Origin of the sequence: Leifsonia sp. NPDC077715, assembly GCF_040686855.1 — a bacterium.
Lineage (GTDB): Bacteria > Actinomycetota > Actinomycetes > Actinomycetales > Microbacteriaceae > Leifsonia.
The window spans coordinates 1228311-1251466 of record NZ_JBFBOG010000001.1; the positions used below are offsets into that span (position 1 = coordinate 1228311).

The following is a 23156-nucleotide window of genomic DNA, read 5'->3' on the forward strand; positions in this document are numbered from 1 at the left end:
CCGGCGCTTTCAAAAACCTTCGGAATCCTTGGTCGGCACGCCTGAATACAAAGCTTTTCGTCGTGCGGCGGATCGTCTACGATTTGCTCACCGACGAAGGAGCCCCGAGTGCCCGAACTGCCCGCTATCCGGTTGACGCAGCTGACCAAGCTCTTCGGCTCGGTCTCGGCCGTGGACCACCTGGATCTGGAGATCGCCGCGGGCGAGTTCTTCTCGATGCTGGGCCCGTCCGGGTCCGGCAAGACGACGGTGCTCCGCTGCATCGCAGGATTCGAGCAGCCGACCTCGGGCACGATCGAGCTGTTCGGGCAGGATGTGACGGACAAGCCCGCCGCCTCCCGCCCGGTGAACACCGTCTTCCAGGACTACGCGCTGTTCCCGCACATGAACGTCCTCGACAACGTCGCCTACGGGCTGCGCGTGCGGGGCGTCGCCCGGGCCGAGCGGCGGCGGCGCGCGATGGATGCGCTCGCCTCCGTCCGCCTCGAGGGCTTCGCCACCCGCAAGCCCTCCCAGCTCTCGGGCGGCCAGCGGCAGCGGGTGGCCCTCGCGCGGGCGACGGTGGTGCAGCCCAAGGCGCTGCTGCTCGACGAGCCGCTCGGCGCCCTCGACCTCAAGCTGCGGCAGCAGATGCAGGTCGAGCTCAAGCAGCTGCAGCACGAGCTCGGCATCGCGTTCGTCTTCGTCACTCACGATCAGGATGAGGCGCTGACCCTGTCCGACCGCATCGCCGTGTTCAACAACGGACGGATCGAGCAGCTGGGAACACCGCGTGAGCTCTACGAGCACCCGGTCTCCCGCTTCGTCGCGGACTTCGTCGGCACCTCGAACCTGTTCGACCGGGAGCACGCGCAGTCGGTGCTGCGCCGGGACGGGGAGTTCTCGATCCGGCCCGAGAAGCTGACGCTGAGCACTGTCCCCGACTCCTCGGGCTCCCCCACGGCCAGCGGCACGCTCGTCGAGTCGGTCTACGCGGGCAACAGCATCCGCCGCGTCGTCGATCTGGATGCCGGACCGCGCATCTCGGTGCTGGAGCACAACGACCGCACGCACCGCGATGAGCTCGACCGCGGCACCCGGGTGCACGTGTCGTGGAACGACGACGACCTCCGGGAGCTGGCCGGCGCCGAACCCGGCACCGCACACGTACCTCGCAGCAGAGGTGAAAAAGAGAGGCAGGAATCATGATCCGTGCAACACAGCGCGTCCTGCGCCCGGCTGCCGCGCTGGCGGCCGCATCCGCGGCCCTCCTGGTGCTGGCCGCGTGCTCCAGCGGCGGCTCGAGTGGAGGCGGTACCGCGTCCGTACCGAACGTCCCGATGGCGAAGAAGCTCGGCGCCAACGAGGGACAGCTGAACATCATCGTCTGGGCGGGTTACGCCGAGGATGGCAGCAACGACCCGAGCGTCGACTGGGTCACGCCGTTCGAGAAGCAGACGGGCTGCCAGGTCAACGCCAAGGTCGCCGGCACCTCCGACGAGATGGTGCAGCTGATGCGCACCGGCGGCTACGACGGCGTCTCGGCCTCCGGCGACGCCACGCTCCGCCTCGTCTACGGCGGCCAGGTCGCCCCGGTGAACACCAAGCTGGTGCCGAACTACGCGACGATCTCGGACTTCCTCAAGAAGAAGGCCTGGAACTCGGTCGACGGGCAGATGTACGGCATCCCGCACGGCTGGGGAGCGAACGTGCTGATGTACAACAAGGCCACCGTCACCCCCGCGCCGGACTCGTGGTCGGCCGTGTTCGATGACGCGTCGAAGTACGCCGGCAAGGTCACCGCGTACGACTCCCCGATCTACATCGCCGACGCCGCCCTCTACCTGATGGAGCACGACAAGTCGCTTGGGATCAAGGACCCGTACTCGCTCACCGAGAAGCAGCTGGATGCCGCCGTCGACCTGCTGAAGAAGCAGAAGGCGAACATCGGGGAGTACTGGTCCGACTACACCAAGTCCGTACAGTCGTTCGAGTCGGGTAGCAGCGAGGTCGGCACGTCGTGGCAGGTCATCGCCAACCTCATCCAGAGCGACGGCAAGGTGCAGGTCGGCACCACCGTGCCCAAGGAGGGGTCGACCGGGTGGTCGGACACGTGGATGATCTCGTCCAAGGCGAAGCACCCGAACTGCATGTACCAGTGGATGAACTGGATCACGTCCCCGAAGACGAACGCGCAGGTCGCCGAGTGGTTCGGCGAGGCTCCCGCCCAGACCAAGGCCTGCGAGGAGACCACCGACCCGAACTTCTGCACCACCTACCACGCGACCGACGCCGACTACGCGTCCAAGATCCACTACTGGACCACGCCGCAGAAGAAGTGCGTGGACGGCAGCGGGACGAACTGCACCGCCTACAGCGAGTGGGTCAACAAGTGGCAGGAGATCAAGGGATGAGGGCTCGCCTGGGCCTCGTGCTCGGGCCGCCGCTCCTCTGGCTCGTCGTCATCTACCTCGGCTCGATCGCCGTCCTGCTGGTCTCCTCCTTCTGGACGGTGGACGGGTTCACGGGTGCCGTGGTCCCGGCGTTCACGCTGGAGAACTACGCGACGCTCTTCACGGATCCCCTCTACGGCACCGTCGCGCTTCGGACGCTCCTGGTGTCGCTCGGGGTGACGCTGATCGACGCCGTGGTCGCCTTCCCGATCGCGCTGTACATCGCGAAGGTGGCCAAGCCGAGCCGGCGGGCGCTCTACCTGGTGGCGGTCACGACTCCCCTGTGGGCGAGCTACCTCGTGAAGGCCTACGCCTGGCGCATCCTCGTGGAGCCCGGCGGGCCCATCGCGGTGGCGACCGGCGGGTACACCCCGGGCTTCGGGCTTCCGGCGACGATCATGACGCTGGCCTACCTGTGGCTGCCGTACATGATCATCCCCGTCTACGCCGGTTTCGACCGGGTGCCGGACTCGCTGTTCGAGGCGAGCTACGACCTGGGCGCGTCCACCTGGCGGACGATCCGGACGGTCGCGTTCCCGCTGGTGTTCCCGGCGATCGTGGCCGGCTCGATCTTCACCTTCGCGCTGAGCTTCGGCGACTACATCGCGGTGGGGATCGTGGGCGGTAAGACGCAGCTGCTCGCCAACCTGATCTACGGGCAGCTCGTCACCGCGAACAACCAGCCGCTGGCCGCGGCGCTGTCCGTCATCCCGCTCGTCGCGGTCGTGCTGTACCTGCTCGCGGTCCGCCGCACCGGCGCATTGGAGAACGTGTGAAGCTCTTGTCGACGCCGGCCCGGATCATCACCGGGGTCTGCATGCTGCTCGGCCTCGTGATCCTGTACGTGCCGCTGCTGCTGATCGTGCTCAACTCGTTCAACAGCTCCCGGACGTTCTCGTTCCCCCCTCCCGGCTTCACGCTGCAGTGGTGGGAGGACGCGTTCCACTCGCGCGGCGCGGCGGATGCGCTGGCCACGTCGGTGCTCTGCGGCCTGTGCGCGGCGGGCATCGCCCTGGTGCTCGGGACGATGGCCGCGTTCGCGGTGCAGCGCTTCCGGTTCTTCGGGCGGCAGAGCATCAACTTTCTGGTGGTCCTGCCCATCACGCTGCCCGGCATCGTGACGGGAATCGCGCTCGCGTCGACGTTCACCACGGTCCTCGGGCCGCTCGGCGTGACCCTGGGGATCGCCACGGTCATCATCGGCCACGCCACCTTCTGCATCGTGATCGTCTACAACAACGTGCAGGCGCGGCTGCGTCGGATGGGCAGCTCGCTCGAGGAGGCGTCCGCCGACCTCGGGGCGCGCGGCTGGCAGACGTTCCTCTGGGTGACGCTGCCACAGGTGCGCGGCGCCCTCGCGGCCGGCGTACTGCTCGCCTTCGCACTGAGCTTCGACGAGATCGTGGTGACGACCTTCACGGCGGGACCTGCGGTTCAGACGCTCCCGATCTGGATCTTCCAGAACCTCTTCCGGCCGAATCAGGCGCCCGTGGTGAATGTGGTCGCGGCCGTGCTGACGATCCTCGCGATCATCCCGGTGTGGCTGTCGCAGCGGCTGGCGGGGGACTCGGTCACGAGCCGGGTGTGATCGGCGCGGGACGCGCGAACAGGTTCACCACGTTGCCGTCCGGGTCGCGCACGAGCGCGGAGCGGTTGCCCCAGGGCATCGTGGTCGGCGGCAGCACGACGTCCGACTCGTCGACGCCCAGCCGCTCGAACTCGGCGTCGACGTCGCCGACCTCGAACTCGATAATGACCGAACGGTTCGTCGAGGGGCCGACGGCGTCGCCAAGCATGGCGACGGTCGCGGTGCTCGCGATGGCGAGGGTCGCACCCTCACCCGCGAACTGGGCGAACACCGGCGCCGGCCTCTCTGCGGCCCGACCGGTGACGCGCTCGTAGAACGCGGCGAGGCGGTCGACGTCTTGGGTGACGATGCGGATGGATGCGAACGACATGACGATCTCCTGACTGAGGGTGCGCCGACGTTCGGCGACCTCAGCAGCCTGCCGGGGTAACGCGACACCGTCCTGTCGGTGTTTCGGCGGATCGTCAGCGCAGCTCGTCGACGACCGGGCGCAGGGTGCCGAACGGGATATCCAGGTCCTCGCGGCGGAGCACGCGTCGCGGCGGCCGCTCGTCCGTCAGTTCGAGGGAGACGATGCGGTCGCCGCGGAACGCGCGGACGCCGTCGCGCAGGCGGCACCAGCCGATGAGGTACCAGGTGTCGCCCTTCACGATCGAGCCGAGCGGTTCGACGTCGCGTGTGCTCGCGTCGCCTGCGCGGTCGCGGTAGGCGAGCCGGATGACGCGGTCCGAGCGGAGGGACGCGGCCAGCCCCGGGACGACCGGCGGCCGCTCCTCGTCGGGCTCGAGCAGGTGGACGCGGGAGGCCGCGACGGTCGCGCGCCGCGCCTCCTCGTCGGGCATGACGGCCAGGATCTTCCGCATGGCGGTCGTCGCGGCCGACTCGAACGGGCCGCGCCGCAGGCGCCCCAGGCCGATCAGCAGCGCCAGGGCCTCGTCGGCGGTGAAGCTCGCGGGAGGCAGCGTGGCCGAGGCGTCGAGGGTGTACCCGCCGGTGCGGCCGTTCTCCGCCCAGATCGGCACGCCCGCCTCCTGCAGGGCCGTGAGGTCGCGCTCGATGGTCCGGGTGGACACGGCGAACCGTTCGGCGAGCCAGCGCGCGCTGCGGGGCCGGGGCGCGACGCCGCGCAGCTCCTCGACGAGGGCGTACAGGCGATCCGTCCGGTTCACGTCTCCATCATGTCCACGACCGCCGACGCCGTCACGCCGCCGACCGCTCCGGAATCGCGCGGCGGCGCAGTGCCGCATCCACGATCGGGGGCGTGTTGTACTCCTGGTCCATCCGGCCGACGCCGGTTCCGGGCGGGACGATCTCGTCGATGCGGTCGAGGAGGTCGTCGGTGAGCTCGACGTCGGCGGCGGCGAGGAGGTCGTCCAGCTGCTCCGGGGTGCGCGGGCCGATCAGTGCGGCGGTCACGCCGGGGTGCGCGATCACGAAGGCGAGCGCGAGGTGCGTGAGCGGGATGCCGGCCTCCTCGGCGAGCGGGATGAACCGCTCCACAGCGTCGATGCGGCGCTCGTCGCGCAGGGCGGCGAACAGCTGCGTGCGGCGGAGGTCGCTCTCCTGGCCGCGGCGGACACGGCCCGTCAGCATCCCGCTCGCCAGCGGGCTCCAGATCACGGTGCCCATGCCGTACTTCTGCGCCATCGGCAGCACCTCGCGCTCGATGCCGCGGTCGAGGAGCGAGTAGTGCGGCTGCTCGACGCGGAACCGCTCCAATCCGCGACGCTCGGCGACCCACTGCGCCTCCACGATCTCCGAGGCGGGCATGTCGGACGACCCGATCGCGCGGACCTTCCCGCTGCGCACGAGGTCCGTCAGGGCCGACAGAGTCTCCTCGATGTCGGTCGCGGGGTCGGGGCGGTGCATCTGGTACAGGTCGAGGTGGTCGGTCTGCAGGCGGCGCAGCGAGTTCTCGACGGCGGTCATGATCCAGCGGCGCGACCCGCCGCGGTGGTTCGGGTCCTCTCCGATGGGACGCGCGAACTTCGACGCCAGGACGACGTCGTCGCGCCGTCCCTTGAGGGCGCGGCCCACCATCTCCTCGGAGTCGCCGTAGGCGTCGGCGGTGTCGACCAGGTTGATGCCGGCGTCGAGGGCGCGGCCCATCATCCTGTCGACCTCGTCCTGGTCGCTGTTGCCGAACGAGCTGAACATCATCGCGCCGAGCGCGAAGGGCGAGACGTGGATGCCGGTGCGGCCGAGCGGGCGGTACTTCATGTCGTTCTCCATTCGGTGCTCACGCTTCGGACACGGTAGGCTCGACTAAGCGGAACACTCGTCCGCAACTATACGGAACATTGTTCCGTTTGTCACGGACTTCGCTGTGGGAGGAAAGACATGAGCGCCGAACAGGCCACCTCCGCCCCCCGGCGCAAGCGGGCGGACGCCCAGCGCAACACCGAAGCAGTCCTCGAGGCCGCGAAATCGGCGTTCGCCGAGCTCGGCGTCGACGCCCCCATGCGCGAGATCGGCGCCCGCGCCGGCGTGGGGGTCGGAACGATCTACCGTAACTACCCCCAGCGTTCGGACCTCATCATCGCGGTCTTCCGCCGAGAGCTGGATGCCACGGCCGCCGAGGCGGAACGACTCGGCACCGAGTACCCGCCGGCGGAGGCGCTGCGCCGTTGGGCCGAGAGCCTGGGACGCTTCGTGGCGACCAAGCGCGGCTTCGCCAGCGCGCTGCACTCCGGCGACCCGGCCTACGCGCCGTTGCCCGGGCAGTTCCTCGGCGTGCTCGCCCCGAAAGTGCAGCGGATCCTCGACGCAGGCGCCGCGGACGGCTCCATCCGTCCCGACGTCAAGGCCGAAGACCTCATCCACGCCTTGAGCCGCCTCGCCGACGACCACGCCGGCGAGGCCGACGGCCGGGCAGGCCGGATGATCGGGATCCTGCTGGACGGGCTGATCACGCCGTCCGCTCGCTGAGCCCGTCCCTCACGGCGCCGACGACGCCCGCCACGAGGATCAGCACCCCGACACCGACCACCGTGAAGCCCATCCACAGACCCGAGTAGTCCGCCACGATCGCGTGCTGCGTGTACTGCGCATACACGTGGACCGGCAGGGTTGGCATGGGCTGCGGGCGTTGGGCGTACTGCTCGGCCGCGGTATTCGCAGCCTGGATCCACGCGACGCCCGCGATGACCGCCAGCGAGCCGAGCACGACCAGCCACGCAAGGTACGGTCGTCGACGTCGGTCCGCATCCCCAGGCTCACGCATGGGGAGACCCTAGCGGGCGCGGTCCTCTCGCCGCCAGAGTCCCGCGTCGACGTGCTCACGGCCCAGGCCCAGGCCGATGAACCGCGCGGCGAGCGGCCGGATGAGCGGCGACAGCACCCGCAGCATCCGCAGCGCCCAGCGCGGAGCGATCCGGTGCCCTCGCCGCTGCTTCGCGATCGCGTTCTGGCCGATCCGTTGCAGCCGCTGCATCGTCGCGACGGGCTTCTCGCGCCGCTTCTGCACCGCGGCCAGCGTCTCGGACGGCGCGAAGCCGAAGCGCAGGTCGCCGCTGACCGCGTTGGCGAGGGCGACGGCATCCTGGATCGCGTAGTTCACGCCGACGCCGAACATCGGCGACATGGCGTGCGCCGCATCCCCGATCGCGATGAAGCCCGGACGCCACCAGCGCGGGAGGCGGTTGATGTGCACCGACAGCAGCTTGACCTGGTCCCAGTCGGTGAGAGTGCCCACGACCGGCCGCAGGAGCGGCGCGGCGCCGACGATCCGCGCGCGCAGGTCGGCGAGCCCTGCCGAGCGCAGTTCGTCGTACCCGCCCTTCCGGATCACCATGCCCGACTGGTAGTTCGTCCCGCGGTCGATGGTCAGCACCATGCCCTCGGACGAGAGGTAGGCCAGGGTCGGCGGGGGCGGGTCGGCCGGCGTCGGCAGGTCGAACCAGAGCACGTCGATCGGCGACCCGGATTCGTCCGGCACGAAGCCCGCGGCATCCCGCAGCACCGAGCTGCGTCCGTCGGCGGCGACGGTCAGCGTCGCCCGGAACGCGAGCTCGCCCTCGGGCCCGGTCGCCCGCAGGCCGCGGACCGCACCTCCTTCGACGATCAGGCCGATCGCCTCGGTGCTCATGCGCAGGTCGAAACCCGGGAACGCCGCGGCCTCGTCGGCGAGGAAGTTCAAGAAGTCCCACTGGGGCGCGAGAACGAGGAAGTCGTTCGGCTTCGGCAGCGTGCGGAAATCCACCAGGGTCAGGCGCTGCCCGTCGACGACCGCATCCAGGCTCGGGATGCGGTTGACCGGCAGCCGTAGGAAGCGCTCACGCAGCCCCAGTTCGCCGAGAAGGCCGATGGTGGCCGGATGGATGGTGTCGCCACGGAAGTCGCGGAAGAAGTCGGCATGCTTCTCGAGCACGGTCACGCGCAGACCGGTGCGGGCCAGCAGGTATCCCAGCACCATCCCCGCCGGGCCGCCACCCGCGATGACGCAGTCGCGTTCGATCGTCGTGGTCACATCCACCTCCGCAGGCCTTATGACCAGAATGGTGCCATGACGAGCGCGCGTGTGACCGGGGTCAGCCGAGACGGGGAGCACCGGTTCTCCAAGAGCGCGGAGGACGAGATCACGCTCGTCGCCGGGCTCGGGGTGGAGGGGGACGCGCATTTCGGCGAGACCGTCCAGCACCTGTCCCGCGTTCGGCGGGACCCGACGCAGCCGAACCTGCGGCAGGTCCACCTCATCCACTCGGAGCTGTTCGACGAGGTGACGGCCGATGTGCAGCCGGGGCAGCTCGGCGAGAACGTCACCACCGCGGGTCTCGCCCTCCTCGACCTGCCGCGCGGCACGCGGTTGCGTCTCGGCGCGGACGCGGTCATCGAGCTGACCGGACTGCGGAATCCGTGCGTGCAGATCGACCGCTTCCGGCCGGGGCTGCTGAAGGAGGTCGTCGGCACCGACGCCGCCGGGGAGGTCGTCCGGAAGGCCGGGGTCATGGCCGTGGTTCTGGCCGGCGGGGTCGTGAAGCCGGGCGATGCGATCGAGGTGACGCTCCCGGAGGAGCCGTTCGAGGCACTGGCGCCGGTCTGACCTCCTGGGCTCGGGTCAGGCGACGGGCCCCTGGGCGAGCGTGACGTCGGCCGTGTGCGCGGATCCTTCGGCGTCCGTCCACGAGACGCTGACCGTCTGGCCTGGCTTCAGCGCACCGAGGGCGCTGGTGAGGTCCTGTGCGGAGCCGATCGTCGTTCCGCCGAGGGCGGTGATCGTGTCGCCCGCCGTCAGACCGGCCGCGGCCGCCGGGCGGCCGTCGATGACGCCGGAGACGGCCGCACCCGCGGTGGCCGTGCCCGTCGCGCCGTACGCGTAACCGTATCCCGCAGCGGACTCGTCGGCCGCGGACGCGACCTCGATCCCGAGGAACGCCGGGTACCCGATGGTCACCGTCGCCGACGCCTGGCCGGACTCGATCTGCGCGGCGATGGCGAGCGCATCCTCGATGGGGATGGCGTAGCCCGCGGTCGTCGCGCCGCCCGATGCGGCGGCAGTGTCGATGCCGATCACCTCGTCCTGGGCATCGAAGAGCGGGCCGCCGGAGTCGCCGGCCTGGATGTCGGCGTCGGTCTGGATGAGTCCGTGCAGCGTCTCGGACGCCGCCGTCTGCTCGGCCTGCGTAGTGATGGTCTGCTCCAGTGCCGTCACCGTCCCCGGCGAGGCCGAGGGCGTGCCGCCGGTTCCGCCCGCGTTGCCGACGCCGGTCACCGCCTCGCCGACCGCGGTGTCGCCCGCGGTGTCGAGGTGCGCGGTCTGGAGGCCGGACGCACCGGTCAGCTGCAGGACCGCGACGTCGTCCGTCGCGTCGGTGCCGACGACGCTCGCCGTGTAGACCGCGCCGGTGGAGACGACGGTGACGCTGATGCTGGTCGCACCCTCCACGACGTGGTTGTTCGTCAGGATCTCGCCGCTGGACGTGAGCACGATGCCGGTGCCCGCGCTCTCCGCCTGGTCGTAGGTCAGCTGGGAGGTGATGTCCACGACGCCGATCTCCTGCGCGGCGGTGGCGGAGCCGAGGGTGCTCGTCGCGGTGGAGCCGGAGGACGACCCGCCGGACCCGTAGCCGGACCCGTATCCTCCACGGCCCAACGCGGTGTGGATGTCAGGAGACGCGCTCGCCGACGCGACGGCCGAGGTGCCGGCGGCGGAGGCGGACACCGCCACCCCGAAGGCCGACCCGGCGACGACCGTCGCCGCGACGGCTGCGGACAGGCCGATGCGGAGGCGGCGGCGGTTCGTGGTGGCGTTCATGGTGGTCCTCTCGCTGGGGTGGATGAGGACAGCACACCGCGGGCGGGTCGGAGGCAGGCAGGCAGGGCTTATGCCTCAGCCGTGAGAAGGCCAGAGATTCCTATGAGGATTCCGAGCGATTGCTTGGAGCGGTTCGCTCACACGACGTTGCCTCGGCGCAGCGGCACCGGGTCGAGCCGCACCCACACCACGCTGACCAGGCCCCCGACCAGGTCGACGGCGATGGACGCGGTGCGGCGGCCGTCGCGGGAGAGGAGCAGGCCGGGGCTGCCGTTCACCGGCCGCTCGGCCACCTCGAGGCCCTGCTGCGCGCCGAGACCGTGCGCGAGGAGGAGGGATGCGTCCTCCACTCCGCGCACCACGCGCACCTTCGCGTGCTCGGGCTCGCCGGAGTCGACGACCACCGAGACGTCCGGGGCGAGCAGCGCGCGCACTCGGCGCAGGTCGCGGGCCGACGCGGCGGTGCGCAGCGCGGCGACGGCGCGGCGCCCGGACCGCAGCTGCGGCAGCCAGCGGGTGTCGGACATCAGTGCGTGACCGCCGCCTGGGCGTCCAGCCACTGCTCGAATGTGGTCGGGAACACCTCCGCGTCCGGCCCCGGCAGCAGCTCGCGGTCGGTCAGGTGTGCGCCGAAGTAGCGCGCGTCGTGGTCTGCGACGACCCGGCGCTCGTCACCCCGCTCTGCGAGGCCGCGCTCGATGAGCTCGGTGAGCAGGAACTCCTCCGGTCCGCTCACCTCGAGCACGCCGTCCAGCGGGTCGTGCGCGGCCGTGCGCGCGACGGCGGTCGCGACGTCCTCCGCGGCGATCGGCTTGATGGACACGGGCGCGAGCCGCACGATGTCGCCGTCGGTCCCGGCATCGGCGATGGACTTCACGAACTCGAAGAACTGGGTCGCGTGCACCAGCGAGAACGGGATGCCGGACTCCCGGATCAGCTGCTCCTGCGCGACCTTCGCCCTCATGTAGCCGCTGTCCGTCATCCGCTCGGTGCCGACCACCGAGAGGGCGACGTGGTGACGAATGCCCGCCTTCCGCTCGGCGGTGAGCAGCGTGTTGGTGGAGGTGACGAAGAAGTCCATCACGGCCTTCTCCTCGAAAGACGGGGAGTTGGACACGTCGACGACGACGTCCGCGCCGGCGAGCGCCGCATCCACTCCCTCCCCCGTGAGCGTGTTCACGCCCGAGTTCGGCGAGGCGGCGAGCGCCTCGTGTCCGTGGGCGGTCAGCTTCGCGACCACCTTGGATCCGATCAGTCCGGTTCCGCCGATGACGACGATCTTCATGTCCCTGTCTCCTTGGCTCTGGTGAGGTCGGCCCGATCGGCCGTCCACGAGCTAGGACAGGGCACGGCCCGCGGATGTGACACCCGTGTCACAGACCGCGCCGCCGTCCGGTCTGAGTCTGCGCCGGGACACCCCGGCCTCGTAACCCCCACCGAGAGGCAACCCATGGCTCGCTGGATCACCGCGCCTCAGCGCACGGTCTTGGCGGTGGCAGTGCTCGCCACCTTCATCGCCTTCCTCGACGGCAGCGTCGTCAACGTCGCGCTGCCGGCGATCGGCCGAGACCTCGGCGGCGGACTGGCCGCACAGCAGTGGGTGGTGGATGCGTACCTGCTCACCCTGGGTTCGGTGATCCTGCTCGCCGGGTCGCTGTCCGACCTGTTCGGGCGCCGCCGGGTGCTGTTCTGGGGGCTGGTCGGGTTCGCCGTCGCGTCCGCGCTCTGTGCGCTGGCGCCGACCGCGGGTGTGCTGATCGTCGCGCGCGGGGCGCAGGGCGTCGCCGGGGCGCTGCTCGTGCCGAGCTCGCTCGCGCTCATCCTGAGCGGCTTCACGGGCTCGGCGCAGAGCCGGGCCATCGGCACCTGGACCGCGATCACGTCGCTCGCGAGCATCGCCGGCCCGGTAGTCGGGGGTGTGCTGGTCGACACGCTCTCCTGGCGGTGGGTGTTCGGCATCAACCTGCTGCCCATCGCGGTCGCGCTGCTGCTGCTCCGCGGGCTGCCCGCCGACCCCGTGCGTGCGGCCGGGGCACGCATCGACTGGTTCGGTGCCGCGCTCGGTGTCGTCGGGCTGGGGCTGCCGGTCTTCGCCCTGATCGAGCATCCGCGGTTCGGATGGGATTCTCCCGTCATCGTCGGAGCGCTCGCCGTCGGCGGGCTCGCCCTGGCTGCCTTCGTCGTCTGGGAGCGGCGGACCGCGCAGCCGATGCTGCCGCTCGGCATCTTCCGCGCACGCGACTTCTCGGTCGGCAACGTCGCCACCGCGTTCATCTACGGCGGCGTGGCCGTCGGTACCTTCGCGCTCGCGCTGTTCCTCCAGCAGGGCGCCGGCTATTCGGCGACGCTCGCCGGGTTCGCGATGGTGCCGTCGAGCGTCCTGCTGATCGCGCTCTCCGCGTTCTTCGGGCGGCTCGGCGGGAGGGTCGGGCCCCGACTTCTCATGACGGTGGGTCCGCTCGTCGCGGCGGCCGGGTTCCTGCTCATGCTGCGGATCGGCGACCAGGCCGACTACGTCACCGAGGTGCTGCCCGCGGTCGCCGTGTTCGGCCTCGGGATGTCGATCACGGTGGCGCCGCTCACCGCCACGATCCTGGGCGCCGTCGACTCCGCGCGAGCCGGGATCGCGTCGGCGGTCAACAACGCCGTGTCGCGGGTCGCGGGGCTCGTCGCCGTCGCGCTGGCCGGATCGGCCGGCGGCGCGATGTCGGCGGCGACCGGGTTCCACGAGCTCGCCGGGGCGGCCGCGGTCGCGCTGATCGCGGGAGGGATCGTGTCCGGGATCGGCATCCGGAACCCCGAGGCAGGCGACACTACGACGACGTTGTCACAAAGCCACACGCTGTCCGGTCATAGCGGGTGAGCCCGCGGAGGGACCGCGGGCCGGAACGGAGAACCTGATGAGGATCGTCGTCGTCGGAGGCACCGGCCTGGTCGGCCGCCGCGTCGTGGAACTGCTGCGCGAGCGGGGGCACGACGCTGTCGCCGCCTCCCCCTCCACCGGCGTGGACACGGTCACCGGCGCCGGCCTCGCGGAGGCGCTGCACGGCGCCGACGTAGTGGTGGACACCCCGAACGCGCCGTCGTTCGAGGACGGACCCGTGCTGGAGTTCTTCGAGCGCTCGACCGGAAACCTGGTCGCAGCCGAGAAGGCCGCGGGCGTGCGCCACCATGTCGTCCTCTCGATCGTCGGCGCCGACCGGCTGCCCGACATCGGGTACATGCGGGCGAAGGTCGCGCAGGAGCGGATCGTGCGTGAGAGCGGCATCCCGTTCACCATCGTGCGCGCCACGCAGTTCTTCGAGTTCATCGGGGCACTGGCCGACGGCGCCACGCAGGGCGACACGGCCGTGCTGTCGGACGCGCTGATGCAGCCGATCGCCGCGGCGGACGTCTCGACCGCGCTGGCCGAGGCCGCCCTCGCCGAACCCGTCGATAGCGTCATCGAGCTGGCCGGACCGGAGCAGCTTCGCCTCGACGACCTCGCCCGCCGCCTGCTCGCCGCCCACGGCGATCACCGCACGGTCGTCACCGACCCCGCAGCCGGATACTTCGGCGGCACTGTCGACGACCGCTCCCTCGTGCCCGGCAACGACCCCCGCGTGACCGACCAGCGCTTCGGGAGCACGACGTACTCCCGCTGGCTGGAGGGTGCTCGCTAGCATTCGGCCATGCCCGGGGAGACAGCGCAGACAGACGACCTGACCGCCGCAGCGGAGACGTTCGCGGCGGTCCGGTCGCGCCTGTTCGGAATCGCCTACCGGATGCTCGGCACCGTGGCCGACGCCGAGGACATCGTCCAGGACACCTGGGAGCGCTGGCAGGGCACCGACCGGTCGGCCGTTCGCGAGCCCGCCGCCTTCCTGGCGACCACGGCCACGCGGCTCGCGATCAACCAGGCGCAGTCGGCGCGCGTACGCCGCGAGACCTACATCGGCCCGTGGCTGCCGGAGCCGGTCGATACGAGCGCCGATCCGCTGCTGGGCGCCGAGCGGGGCGAGGCACTGGAGTTCGCGGTGCTCGTCCTGCTCGAGTCGCTGTCGCCGACCGAGCGCGCGGCGTACGTGCTGAGGGAGGCGTTCGACTACCCGTACGCGCAGATCGCGGACATCATCCAGGGCTCCGAAGCGTCAGCGCGGCAACTCGTCAGCCGGGCCCGCAAGCACCTCGCCGAGCAGCGGCACGTCCGCGAAGCTGGTCTGCAGGAGCAGCGCCGAATGCTGGAGGCGTTCCTCGAGGCGGCGCAATCCGGCGACATCGCGGAGCTGGAGCGCATCTTCACCGCCGACATCGTCAGCTACTCCGATGGCGGCGGGCTGGCACGCGCGTCCCGCATCCCCGTCTTCACCCGCGAGACGGTCGCCAAGTACGTGCACGCCTTCCACACCCGGTTCTGGGACGGGACCGTCCACCTCGTCGAAGCGAACGGCGGACCTGCGGCGGTGCTGGTGCGCGACGGCGCCGTGGTCGCCTTCATCACGCTCGACGTGACGACCGACGGCATCCGCCGGCTGCAGTGGGTGCTCAACCCCGAGAAGCTCGAGCGCCTGCCCGTCCCCGCGTGACCTGTCACAGATCGGGACGCTGTCTTGTCTTAGCTCATGAAGGAATCGAGCTGAGACAGGGAGGCTGTGATGCGCCGGATCCTGGTGGTCGGCGGCGGATACGCCGGTTTCTACACCGCATGGAAGCTGGAGAAGAAGCTCCGGCGTGACGAGGCCGAGATCGTGGTGATCGACCCTCGGCCGTACATGACGTACCAGCCGTTCCTGCCGGAGGTCGCGGCCGGGTCGATCGAGGCGCGGCATGCGGCCATCCCGCTGCGCAGCCACCTCAAGCGCGCGCGACTCATCCACGCCGCGGTCACGCGCATCGCCCACGCATCCAGGACGGTGTCGGTGCAGCCGGTCGACGGCGAGCCGTTCGAGCTGGGCTACGACATCCTCGTGGTCACGGCCGGCGCGGTGACCCGCACCTTCCCCATCCCGGGCGTCGTCGAGAACGCGATCGGGATGAAGCACGTGGAGGAGGCGGTCGCCATCCGGGACCGGCTGCTCGATGCGTTCGACCGGGCGGCCGTACTGCCTCCGGGACCCGAGCGGTCGCGGCTGCTCACCGTCGCGTTCGTCGGCGGCGGCTTCTCGGGCGTCGAGGGCTTCGGCGAGACGCTGTCGCTCGCGACCGAATTGCTGAAGTCGTATCCCGAGCTGCGGTTCTCCGACTTGTCGTTCCACCTGGTCGAGGCGCGCGACCGCATCCTGCCCGAGGTGACCGACGGGCCGGGACGCTGGGTGGTTCGGTCGCTGGAACAGCGCGGGGCGCGCATCCACCTCGGTGCGCAGCTGGTGTCGGCCGATGGCGGCCATCTGGTGCTGTCGACCGGCGAGGAGTTCGACGCGCACACGATCGTCTGGACGGCCGGCAACGGCGCGAACCCGGTGGTCGCGAACAACACCGACCTGCCGGTGACGGCACGGGGCTCGGTCACTGTGCGCGCCGACCTGCGCGTCGCGACGCCCGACGGGGTCGTCCCGGACGCGTGGGCCGCGGGCGACGACGCCGCCGTGCCGGACCTCGCCTCGCCCATCGAGGGCGCGATCACGGTCCCCAACGCACAGCACGCGGTGCGGCAGGCGAAGCGCCTCGCGAAGAACATCGTCGCGACGCTGCGCGGCGAGCAGCCGAAGGACTACGTGCACCACAGCCTCGGGGTCGTCGCGACGCTGGGCCTCGGCACGGGGATCTTCCAGTGGCGCGGCATCGTCATCACCGGATTCCTCGCGTGGGTGATGCACCGCGGCTACCACGTGCTCGCCATCCCGACCTGGGAGCGCAAGGTGCGCGTGCTGCTGGTCTGGGCGAGCGCCGTGGTGTTCGGCCGCGACATCGTCTCCCTGCTGTCGGTGCAGCATCCACGCCGCGCGTTCGCCGGCGGAGACCCGACCGACCGCGAGCTCGCGGGGAGCCTCTGATGCCCGTCGATCGCAGGGTCCGACCATCCGTCACCGCGCACCTGTCCCGGCTCGTGTCGCGAACCTCGGCCGGCCGCCGCACCGCCGCGCTCCGCGACGAGCTCAGGATGCGGCGAGCGCCGCTCCACTGGACCAACCTCTTCGGCGTGGTCGCCATCGCCTGCGTGGTGGTGCTGTTCGTGACCGGGTTCATCCTGATGTTCGCGTACGCGCCGTCGAGCGAGCGGGTGACCTACGACGGGCCGTACCTGCCCCTGGCGGGCGCGGAGATGTCGAAGGCGCTGCGGTCGACGCTCGCGATCTCGTTCGAGCTGCCGGGCGGCCTGCTGGTACGGCAGGCGCACCACTGGGCGGCGCTGCTGCTTCCGGCCGCCCTCATCCTGCAGCTCGCCGTGACGTTCTTCACCGGTGCGTTCCGGCGGCCGCGGCGGGTCTCCTGGCTGCTGCTGTTCGGGCTGCTGATCACGGCGCTCGCGGGCGGCTGGAGCGGCTATGCCCTGCCCGACGACATGCTGTCCGGCACCGGCCTGCGGATCGTCGAGGGGATCGTGCTCGGCATCCCCGTCGTCGGCACCTGGCTGTCGGCGCTGCTGTTCGGCGGCGAGTTCCCGGGGCGGATCATCGAGAACCTGTACCCGATCCACGTGGCCGTCGTCCCGGCGCTGCTTGTGGTGCTGATCGCCGCGCGGGCGCGCAGCGCGTACGTGAGCGGGCCGGTGCAGTTCGCCGGGCCGGGCCGCACGGAGGATCGCGTGGTCGGGCTGCCGGTGTGGCCGAACGTGGCCGTGCGGGTGGGCGGCTTGTTCGCCATCGTCATCGGCGGTCTGCTGCTGGTCGCCGCGACCGTGACCATCAGCCCGGTCTGGCTGTACGGGCCGTCGTCGCCCGGTGACGCCTCCGCGGGCAGCCAGCCGGACTGGTACACGGGGTTCCTCGACGGGGCCCTGCGCCTCGTCCCGCCCGGTTGGGAGGTGGAGTGGCTGGGGCGCACCTGGACGCTCGCCGTCCTGGTCCCGCTCGCCGTCGTCGGGCTGTTCCTCCTCGCGGTGGCCATCTACCCGTTCGTCGAGGAGTGGGTGACCGGCGACCACCGCGAGCACCGCATCCTGGACCGGCCGCGCAACGAGCCGACCCGCACCGGCCTTGGTGTCGGCGCGCTCGTCTTCTACGGTGCCCTGTGGGGAGCCGGGAGCGCGGACGTGGTGGCCACGCACTTCCACGTCACGGTCGAGTCGGTCGTCGCCCTGTACCAGGGGATCGTGGTCGCGGGCCCGATCATCGCCTTCTTGCTGACCCGGCGCATCTGCCTGGCGCTGCAGAAGCGCGACCGCGACATCCTGCTGCACGGCTACGAGACCGGGCGGATCGTCCGGCTGCCCGGCGGCGAGTACGTCGAGGTGCACGCCCGGGTGGATGCAGCGGAGCGTTACCGCCTGGCAGGCCCGGCCGCCATTCGGGCGGAACCGGCGCATCCGGCTGAGGACGGGCGGCTCCGGCTCGGTGATCGGGTGCGCGCGGCCCTCGCGCGGGCCTTCTTCGAGGACAGGCTGCAACCCGTGGACGACGGCGACCCCGGTGGAGGACGAACGGATGAGGCGATCGAGCGCGGCGAGCCGTCGCGGCAGGCGGGCGCGGCGTGACGCGGGGGCGGAGCGGGCGGTCGCCGTCAGCGACGCCTACAAAGCGGACGACCCGATCGCGCTCGCGAGGCTGCTCGCCTCGGACGTGTGCGTCGTCGTCGACACCGGCGGGGTAGCCGGTGCCGCTCAGGGCCCGGCGATCGGCACGACGGCCGCGCTGACGCTGCTCCGCGTCGCGCTGGGTGCCCCGCGTGGCCTGCGCTTCGACGTCCGCTCGGTCAATGGACGCCCGGGGTTGCTCGCCACCCGGGGCGGGCGGCCCGTGGCCGTCCTCGCGTTCGACGGCGCCATCGACGGGATCGAGCACATCTGGGTCGTCACGAACCCGACGAAGCTCGAGCACTGGTCCTAGCCGGGATCGGACCACGACGGCAAGCCTTGTCACGAATCACCCCGCTGTGCGGTCATCGCTGTAGCGCCAGGTCGGCGCCCCACGATCCGAAGGGACACCACCATGACCGATCAGAAGCCCACCGTCGTGCTCGTGCACGGCGCGTTCGCCGACTCCAGCAGCTGGAACGGCGTCATCGAGCGCCTGCGGGCGCAGTCCGCCTCCGTCGTCGCCGCCGCGAACCCGCTCCGGAGCCTGTCCGGCGACGCCGCCTACGTGCGCGACGTCGTCGCGAGCGTCGGCGGGCCGGTCCTTCTCGTCGGCCATTCCTACGGCGGGATGGTCATCACCGAGGCGGGCGCGAAGAACGACGCCGTGGTCGGCCTCGTCTATGTCGACGCGTTCGTGCCCGACCACGGCCAGAGCGCGCTGGATCTGTCCGGCGAGTTCCCCGGCAGCACCCTCGGCGACGCGCTCGCCTCCTACCCCCTCGCCGACGGCGGCGTGGACCTGGCGATCCGGCCCGATGCCTTCCACCACCAGTTCGCCGCCGACGTCGACGACCGCACGGCGGCCCTCATGGCCGTGACGCAGCGCCCGGTCGCGCAGGCGGCACTCGCGGCGGGCCTCCCGACGGACACGCCGGCGTGGAAGACCGTGCCCAGCTGGTGCGTATTCAGCGACGCCGACCTCAACATCCCGGTGGCCGAACACCGCGCCGGCGCCGAGCGGGCCGGCGCCCGCGGCGTGCGCGAGGTGCGCGGCGGATCCCACGCGCTGAGCGTGTCACAGCCGGGTCCGGTCGCCGACACCATCCTGGAGGCGCTCACGGCTCTCGGGTGAACTGAGCGCACCGCGCGCACTGACGCCGGCCCGGCGGATTCCCAGCCGAGCCCGCCGCGCGGCCGGTAGGGTGGAGGCATCAAGGGGAGTACTCCCGCCTAGCAGTGAGTCCGTCATTACGGATGCGCCATCGCATCCCGGGCCGCTGGTCCCGCAGCCGAGTCGATCGGCCGGGGCGGAGGAGACCTTGGCGAGTCGCTACGCCTATCCCCTTGGAGTCCCGGTGCAGGTCACCCCGCTCATCTGGATCATCACGATCGCCGTCACGATCGCGTTCTTCGTCTACGAGTTCTTCGCGCACGTCCGCAAGCCGCACGAGCCGACCATCGGCGAGTCGGCGCGCTGGTCCGCGTTCTACATCGGCCTCGCGCTGCTGTTCGGCGTGGGCGTCGGCCTGGTCTCGGGCTGGAACTACGGCGGCGAGTACTTCGCCGGCTACCTCACCGAGAAGGTGCTGTCGGTCGACAACCTGTTCGTCTTCTTGCTGCTGATGTCCGCCTTCGCGGTGCCGAAGGCGTATCAGCAGAAGGTGCTGATGATCGGCATCATCATCGCCCTCGTGCTGCGCGGCATCTTCATCGCGGTCGGTGCGACGCTGATCGAGAACTACTCGTGGATCTTCTACCTCTTCGGCGCGCTGCTGCTGTTCCTGGCCTGGCGCCAGGCGTTCGCGAGCCACGACTCGGACCCGTCCGACAACCGCGCCATGCGCTTCCTCCGCCGGCACCTCCCGATGACCGACGAGTACCACCGCGACCGGCTCACCGTGAAGAAGGACGGCCGCCGCTTCGTCACCCCGATGCTGCTCACGATCGTCGCGATCAGCCTGATCGACGTCGTCTTCGCGGTGGACTCCATCCCGGCCATCTACGGCCTGACCAGCGAGGCGTACATCGTGTTCACCGCGAACGCGTTCGCGCTGATGGGTCTCCGCCAGCTGTTCTTCCTCATCGGCGGGCTGCTCGAGCGGCTGGTCTACCTGTCGCAGGGCCTCGCGGTCATCCTCGCCTTCATCGGCGTGAAGCTCGTCTTCCACGCGCTGCACGTCAACGAGCTGCCGTTCATCAACGGTGGCGAGCCGGTGAAGTGGATCCCGGAGATCCCGATCTGGTTCTCGCTGACGTTCATCGGCCTGGTGATCGCCGTCGCCGCGGTGCTCAGCCTGCGGAAGACGCGGAAGGCGACGGAGGTACGCGACGCACCGGACGGACGCGACGACCGGGAGACCGGCTCACTGACCGACGCCCGCACCACCGACTGACCCACCACCGTCCCGCCGGGCCAGCTGCTCCCGCACGCGCGGGAGCAGCATCGCCACGGCCTCGTCGATGACCGCGTCCACGCGCTCCGGCGCCAGCCGGCCCGCGACCACGAGCGCGCCGATCCCTTCGAGCGTCCCCGCCAGGACGTACGGCATGGCTCCGACCGGCTCACCCGGCGCCTCGCCGAGCAGCTCGGCGCCCAGAGCGTAGAAGCGGGCGGCGGCCTCCGCGTCGGGATCGCCGGGGAGCGGCTTGCGGGCGAACATCAGCGCCACGAGCGGACCGTTCTCGATCGCGAAGCGGACGTGGGCACGGGCGTACACGGTCAGCCGCTCCTCGAGGCCTTCGTCACCGGCTGCGCGGCGCAGGTCGGCGGTCAGCTCGTCGAACCCTTCCGCGGCGAGCGCCGCCAGCAGCGCGTCGCGGTCGGCGAAGTGCCGGCTCGGTGCGGCGTGGCTGACCCCGGTGCGGCGGGCGAGCTCACGGAGCGTCACTGCGTCCGGCCCATCCTCCACCAGCAGGCGGCGGCCCTCGGCCAGCAGCGCCTCGCGCAGCGAGCCGTGATGGTAGGTCGAATCCACCCGTCGATCCTACCGGGATGTAGTCATTGACAACAATGTAGTCGTTGTCTACATTGGCCCTCATGGCCGATTACAGCGCATCCTCCGTCCCTGACCTCACGGACCAGACCGCCATCGTCACGGGCGCCTCGAGCGGAATCGGACGCGCGACCGCGCGCGCTCTCGCCGCCGCGGGCGCGCGCGTGGTGCTCGCCGTCCGCGACGAGGCCAAGGGCCGAGCCGTTGCGGACGGCATCCCGGGTTCGACGGAGGTGCGGCCGCTCGATCTCGGCGACCTGTCATCGGTCCACCGGTTCGCTGCGGACTGGAGCGGACCCATCCACCTGTTGATCAACAACGCCGGGGTCTACGCCCGCGCGCTCACCCGGACGGCCGACGGGTTCGAGCTGGACCTCGGGACCAATCACCTCGGGCACTTCGCACTGACCACGCTGCTCCTCCCGCAGGTCACCGGCTGCGTCGTCACGCTCGCCTCCCAGGCGGAGCGCATGGGGCGTCTGGATATCGACGACCTGAACTGGGAGCGGCGGCCCTACGATCCGGCACGTGCGTACAACGACTCCAAGCTGGCCAACCTGCTGTTCACCGCCGAACTGGAGCGCCGCCTCCGCGGAGGCGGGTCGGCCGTCCGGGCCGTGGCGGCGCATCCCGGCCTGGTGACGACCGCGATCTACGACGCTCCGGCCGGGAGCCGCCGCAACCTGTTCGACCGCCTGCTCCCGCACCTGGGACAGAATGCGGAGCACGGCGCGTTGCCGGTCCTGTACGCGGCGACCGAAGAGGTACCGGGCGGCGCGTTCGTCGGGCCGCAGCACCTCCTGCACATGCGCGGCGGCGCTCAGCCGATCTCGCGTTCGGCCCGCGCGTCCGATCCCGGCGTGGCCGCCCGCCTCTGGCAGGCGTCGGAGGTCATGACGGGCGTGGCTCTGCGGAGCTGACCGGCCGCCCGGACGGGTCGTTGCGCCACGCCCGCAACGTGTGGTGGTAGCCCACCAGCTCGTGGCCGACGACCTCGACCACGGCGCCGAGGGCCACGAGCCCGATGACGACGCTGAGCGCGGTCAACTCGCCCGGCCGGTCCAGGTCGATCCCCTCGCCGGGATGGGACAGCGCGCCCACGACGACGGCCGCGGCGAGCGGCGCCAGGGTCACCAGCAGCAGCGGCAGATGCGTCAGGTCGAAGGAATGGAGCAGCACGCTCCACGTCAAGAAGATCAGCACGATGGTCAGTGCCAGCGGCACCGCCAGGGCGAGCGCCACACCGAGCAGGGAGACGCTGCCGCTCTCCATCGCGATCGTGGTCAGGTGCAAACCCGCCCCGATCGCCGCGATGGAGCCGAACAGCGCGACGTGCGCATACCGCCAGCCGAACGCCCGCTCCGGCCGTCGCTCCAGCACCAGCCGCGACGGGACGAGGAAGTACGTCCACCAGACGGCCGCCGCCATCACCAGACCCGAGGAGGCGATCAGCACCGCCTCCGGCGACCACCCGGCCGTCGCGATGAGCGTTCCCACGGCGGAGGTCGTCCCGGCGATCACCTCGCCGATGGTGATGATGGTGAGCAGCGCGAACCGCTCGGCTAGGTGTCCCGCATTCCAGGGCGAGAAGCCGTAGAGCCGGGTCGCGGCGACGGGCGCGATCATCTCGAACAGCGCCAGCACGACCAGGGCCGTGACAATGACGGCGGTCGGCAGCGGGATGATCGCGGTCAGGAACCAGCCCACCTGGGCGATCGAGATGATCACCACGTACGAGATCGCGTTGCGCCGATGCTCCGGGTCCTCACGGGAGGCGCGCAGCCAGAGCAGGATCTGCGGCACCCGCATGATGATGTAGCCGAACACCATGAGCAGGTTGTTCGGGCTCTCGCCGTGAGCCGCCCGCTCGAAACTCACCGGAAGCCCGTAGGTGAGCACGATGACGCCGATCATCTGCACGATGGTCGCCAGCCGGAACAGCACGTCGTCGTTGCCGTAGGCCGACGCGAACCAGGTGAAGTTGAGCCAGGCCCAGCTGACCGCCCACACCGCGAACGCGTACGCGCCGAGCGCCGGCCAGACGTCGCCATGTGCCAGTTGCTCGGCCAGCTGGTCGGAGGCGGCCGCGAAGGCGACGACGTACGTCAGGTCGTAGAGGAGTTCCAGCGGCGTGGTGGTGCGACCGCGCTCGTGCGGGTCACGCCCACGCATCGGTCGCATCCGATGCCGGAGCTCGAGCTGGAGTTGGTCGTCGAAATCCGCCATGCGCGTTCCC

General features: G+C 70.9%; 25 protein-coding genes. 15 read left to right on the plus strand and 10 right to left on the minus strand.

Annotated elements, in window-relative coordinates; genetic code table 11:
- Positions 1–108 precede the first annotated feature (108 nt).
- The 4 genes from AB0P25_RS06025 to AB0P25_RS06040 are packed head-to-tail and all read left to right on the plus strand — an operon-like array spanning position 109 to position 4020.
- Positions 109–1188, plus strand: coding sequence for an ABC transporter ATP-binding protein (locus AB0P25_RS06025; RefSeq protein ID WP_363806009.1), 1080 nt, complete (start codon positions 109–111; stop codon positions 1186–1188).
- Entirely contained in the window at positions 1185–2393 is a 1209-nt protein-coding gene (locus AB0P25_RS06030) for an ABC transporter substrate-binding protein (protein WP_363806010.1), read from the plus strand. The genes AB0P25_RS06025 and AB0P25_RS06030 overlap by 4 nt, the downstream gene beginning before the upstream one ends.
- Positions 2390–3208 carry an ABC transporter permease gene (locus AB0P25_RS06035; RefSeq protein WP_363806011.1) on the plus strand — a complete coding sequence of 273 codons (819 nt, stop codon included), beginning with the start codon at positions 2390–2392 and terminating at the stop codon, positions 3206–3208. The genes AB0P25_RS06030 and AB0P25_RS06035 overlap by 4 nt, the downstream gene beginning before the upstream one ends.
- On the plus strand, positions 3205–4020 hold the full coding sequence (locus AB0P25_RS06040) for an ABC transporter permease (protein ID WP_363806012.1): 816 nt from the start codon (positions 3205–3207) through the stop codon (positions 4018–4020). The genes AB0P25_RS06035 and AB0P25_RS06040 overlap by 4 nt, the downstream gene beginning before the upstream one ends.
- Here the strand turns inward: AB0P25_RS06040 and AB0P25_RS06045 are convergent.
- The 3 genes from AB0P25_RS06045 to AB0P25_RS06055 form a co-directional block, all read right to left on the minus strand.
- Positions 4004–4390 (minus strand): VOC family protein, encoded by a 387-nt coding sequence (locus AB0P25_RS06045; protein ID WP_363806013.1) that lies wholly within the window; start codon positions 4388–4390, stop codon positions 4004–4006. The two genes, AB0P25_RS06040 and AB0P25_RS06045, sit on opposite strands and share 17 nt — an antisense overlap.
- Positions 4391–4484: 94 nt before the next feature.
- Positions 4485–5189 carry a YafY family protein gene (locus AB0P25_RS06050; RefSeq protein WP_363806015.1) on the minus strand — a complete coding sequence of 235 codons (705 nt, stop codon included), beginning with the start codon at positions 5187–5189 and terminating at the stop codon, positions 4485–4487.
- Between the two features lie 31 nt (positions 5190–5220).
- A complete protein-coding gene (locus tag AB0P25_RS06055; RefSeq protein ID WP_363806017.1) occupies positions 5221–6240 on the minus strand; it encodes an aldo/keto reductase in 1020 nt (339 codons plus the stop codon).
- 120 nt (positions 6241–6360) lie between these two features.
- Between AB0P25_RS06055 and AB0P25_RS06060 the strand changes: the two genes are divergently transcribed.
- Positions 6361–6948 (plus strand): TetR/AcrR family transcriptional regulator, encoded by a 588-nt coding sequence (locus AB0P25_RS06060; protein WP_363806018.1) that lies wholly within the window; start codon positions 6361–6363, stop codon positions 6946–6948.
- Here the strand turns inward: AB0P25_RS06060 and AB0P25_RS06065 are convergent.
- Together AB0P25_RS06065 and AB0P25_RS06070 are read right to left on the minus strand one after the other, a co-directional pair.
- Positions 6929–7243, minus strand: a complete 315-nt coding sequence (locus tag AB0P25_RS06065) for a hypothetical protein (protein ID WP_363806020.1) — start codon at positions 7241–7243, stop codon at positions 6929–6931. The genes AB0P25_RS06060 and AB0P25_RS06065 overlap by 20 nt on opposite strands.
- A 9-nt stretch (positions 7244–7252) precedes the next feature.
- Positions 7253–8488 (minus strand): FAD-dependent oxidoreductase, encoded by a 1236-nt coding sequence (locus AB0P25_RS06070; RefSeq protein WP_363806021.1) that lies wholly within the window; start codon positions 8486–8488, stop codon positions 7253–7255.
- A gap of 36 nt (positions 8489–8524) precedes the next feature.
- Here AB0P25_RS06070 and AB0P25_RS06075 point away from each other — a divergent pair, with 36 nt between their 5' ends.
- Positions 8525–9061: an MOSC domain-containing protein gene (locus AB0P25_RS06075; RefSeq protein ID WP_363806022.1), complete on the plus strand. Its 537-nt coding sequence runs from the start codon at positions 8525–8527 to the stop codon at positions 9059–9061.
- Positions 9062–9076: 15 nt separating this feature from the next.
- Here AB0P25_RS06075 and AB0P25_RS06080 read toward each other — a convergent pair whose 3' ends face one another.
- The 3 genes from AB0P25_RS06080 to AB0P25_RS06090 form a co-directional block, all read right to left on the minus strand.
- Entirely contained in the window at positions 9077–10273 is a 1197-nt protein-coding gene (locus tag AB0P25_RS06080; RefSeq protein WP_363806023.1) for a trypsin-like peptidase domain-containing protein, read from the minus strand.
- Between the two features lie 137 nt (positions 10274–10410).
- On the minus strand, positions 10411–10800 hold the full coding sequence (locus AB0P25_RS06085; RefSeq protein WP_363806024.1) for a hypothetical protein: 390 nt from the start codon (positions 10798–10800) through the stop codon (positions 10411–10413).
- Positions 10800–11558, minus strand: coding sequence for an SDR family oxidoreductase (locus AB0P25_RS06090; protein WP_363806026.1), 759 nt, complete (start codon positions 11556–11558; stop codon positions 10800–10802). The genes AB0P25_RS06085 and AB0P25_RS06090 overlap by 1 nt, the downstream gene beginning before the upstream one ends.
- Positions 11559–11723: 165 nt before the next feature.
- Between AB0P25_RS06090 and AB0P25_RS06095 the strand changes: the two genes are divergently transcribed.
- The 8 genes from AB0P25_RS06095 (at position 11724) to AB0P25_RS06130 (ending at position 20320) form a co-directional block, all read left to right on the plus strand.
- Entirely contained in the window at positions 11724–13136 is a 1413-nt protein-coding gene (locus tag AB0P25_RS06095; protein WP_363806027.1) for a DHA2 family efflux MFS transporter permease subunit, read from the plus strand.
- Between the two features lie 37 nt (positions 13137–13173).
- Positions 13174–13935: an SDR family oxidoreductase gene (locus tag AB0P25_RS06100; RefSeq protein ID WP_363806029.1), complete on the plus strand. Its 762-nt coding sequence runs from the start codon at positions 13174–13176 to the stop codon at positions 13933–13935.
- A 9-nt stretch (positions 13936–13944) separates the two neighbouring features.
- Positions 13945–14838 (plus strand): RNA polymerase sigma-70 factor, encoded by an 894-nt coding sequence (locus AB0P25_RS06105; protein WP_363806030.1) that lies wholly within the window; start codon positions 13945–13947, stop codon positions 14836–14838.
- A gap of 69 nt (positions 14839–14907) precedes the next feature.
- A complete protein-coding gene (locus AB0P25_RS06110; RefSeq protein WP_363806032.1) occupies positions 14908–16245 on the plus strand; it encodes an NAD(P)/FAD-dependent oxidoreductase in 1338 nt (445 codons plus the stop codon).
- Complete coding sequence (locus AB0P25_RS06115; protein ID WP_363806033.1) at positions 16245–17885, plus strand: cytochrome b N-terminal domain-containing protein; 1641 nt, start codon at positions 16245–16247, stop codon at positions 17883–17885. The genes AB0P25_RS06110 and AB0P25_RS06115 overlap by 1 nt, the downstream gene beginning before the upstream one ends.
- A complete protein-coding gene (locus tag AB0P25_RS06120; protein WP_363806034.1) occupies positions 17836–18237 on the plus strand; it encodes a hypothetical protein in 402 nt (133 codons plus the stop codon). Before AB0P25_RS06115 ends, AB0P25_RS06120 begins: the two co-directional genes overlap by 50 nt.
- A gap of 102 nt (positions 18238–18339) precedes the next feature.
- Positions 18340–19059, plus strand: coding sequence for an alpha/beta hydrolase (locus AB0P25_RS06125; protein ID WP_363806036.1), 720 nt, complete (start codon positions 18340–18342; stop codon positions 19057–19059).
- Positions 19060–19282: 223 nt separating this feature from the next.
- Positions 19283–20320: a TerC family protein gene (locus AB0P25_RS06130; protein WP_363806037.1), complete on the plus strand. Its 1038-nt coding sequence runs from the start codon at positions 19283–19285 to the stop codon at positions 20318–20320.
- On the opposite strand, the gene AB0P25_RS06135 is transcribed toward AB0P25_RS06130, so the two are convergent.
- Positions 20291–20902 (minus strand): TetR/AcrR family transcriptional regulator, encoded by a 612-nt coding sequence (locus AB0P25_RS06135; RefSeq protein WP_363806038.1) that lies wholly within the window; start codon positions 20900–20902, stop codon positions 20291–20293. The genes AB0P25_RS06130 and AB0P25_RS06135 overlap by 30 nt on opposite strands.
- Positions 20903–20964: 62 nt before the next feature.
- On the opposite strand from AB0P25_RS06135, the gene AB0P25_RS06140 reads away from it, so the two are divergent.
- Positions 20965–21840 (plus strand): oxidoreductase, encoded by an 876-nt coding sequence (locus AB0P25_RS06140; RefSeq protein ID WP_363806039.1) that lies wholly within the window; start codon positions 20965–20967, stop codon positions 21838–21840.
- On the opposite strand, the gene AB0P25_RS06145 is transcribed toward AB0P25_RS06140, so the two are convergent.
- Entirely contained in the window at positions 21812–23146 is a 1335-nt protein-coding gene (locus AB0P25_RS06145; RefSeq protein ID WP_363806041.1) for a low temperature requirement protein A, read from the minus strand. The two genes, AB0P25_RS06140 and AB0P25_RS06145, sit on opposite strands and share 29 nt — an antisense overlap.
- Between the last annotated feature and the right edge of the window lie 10 nt (positions 23147–23156).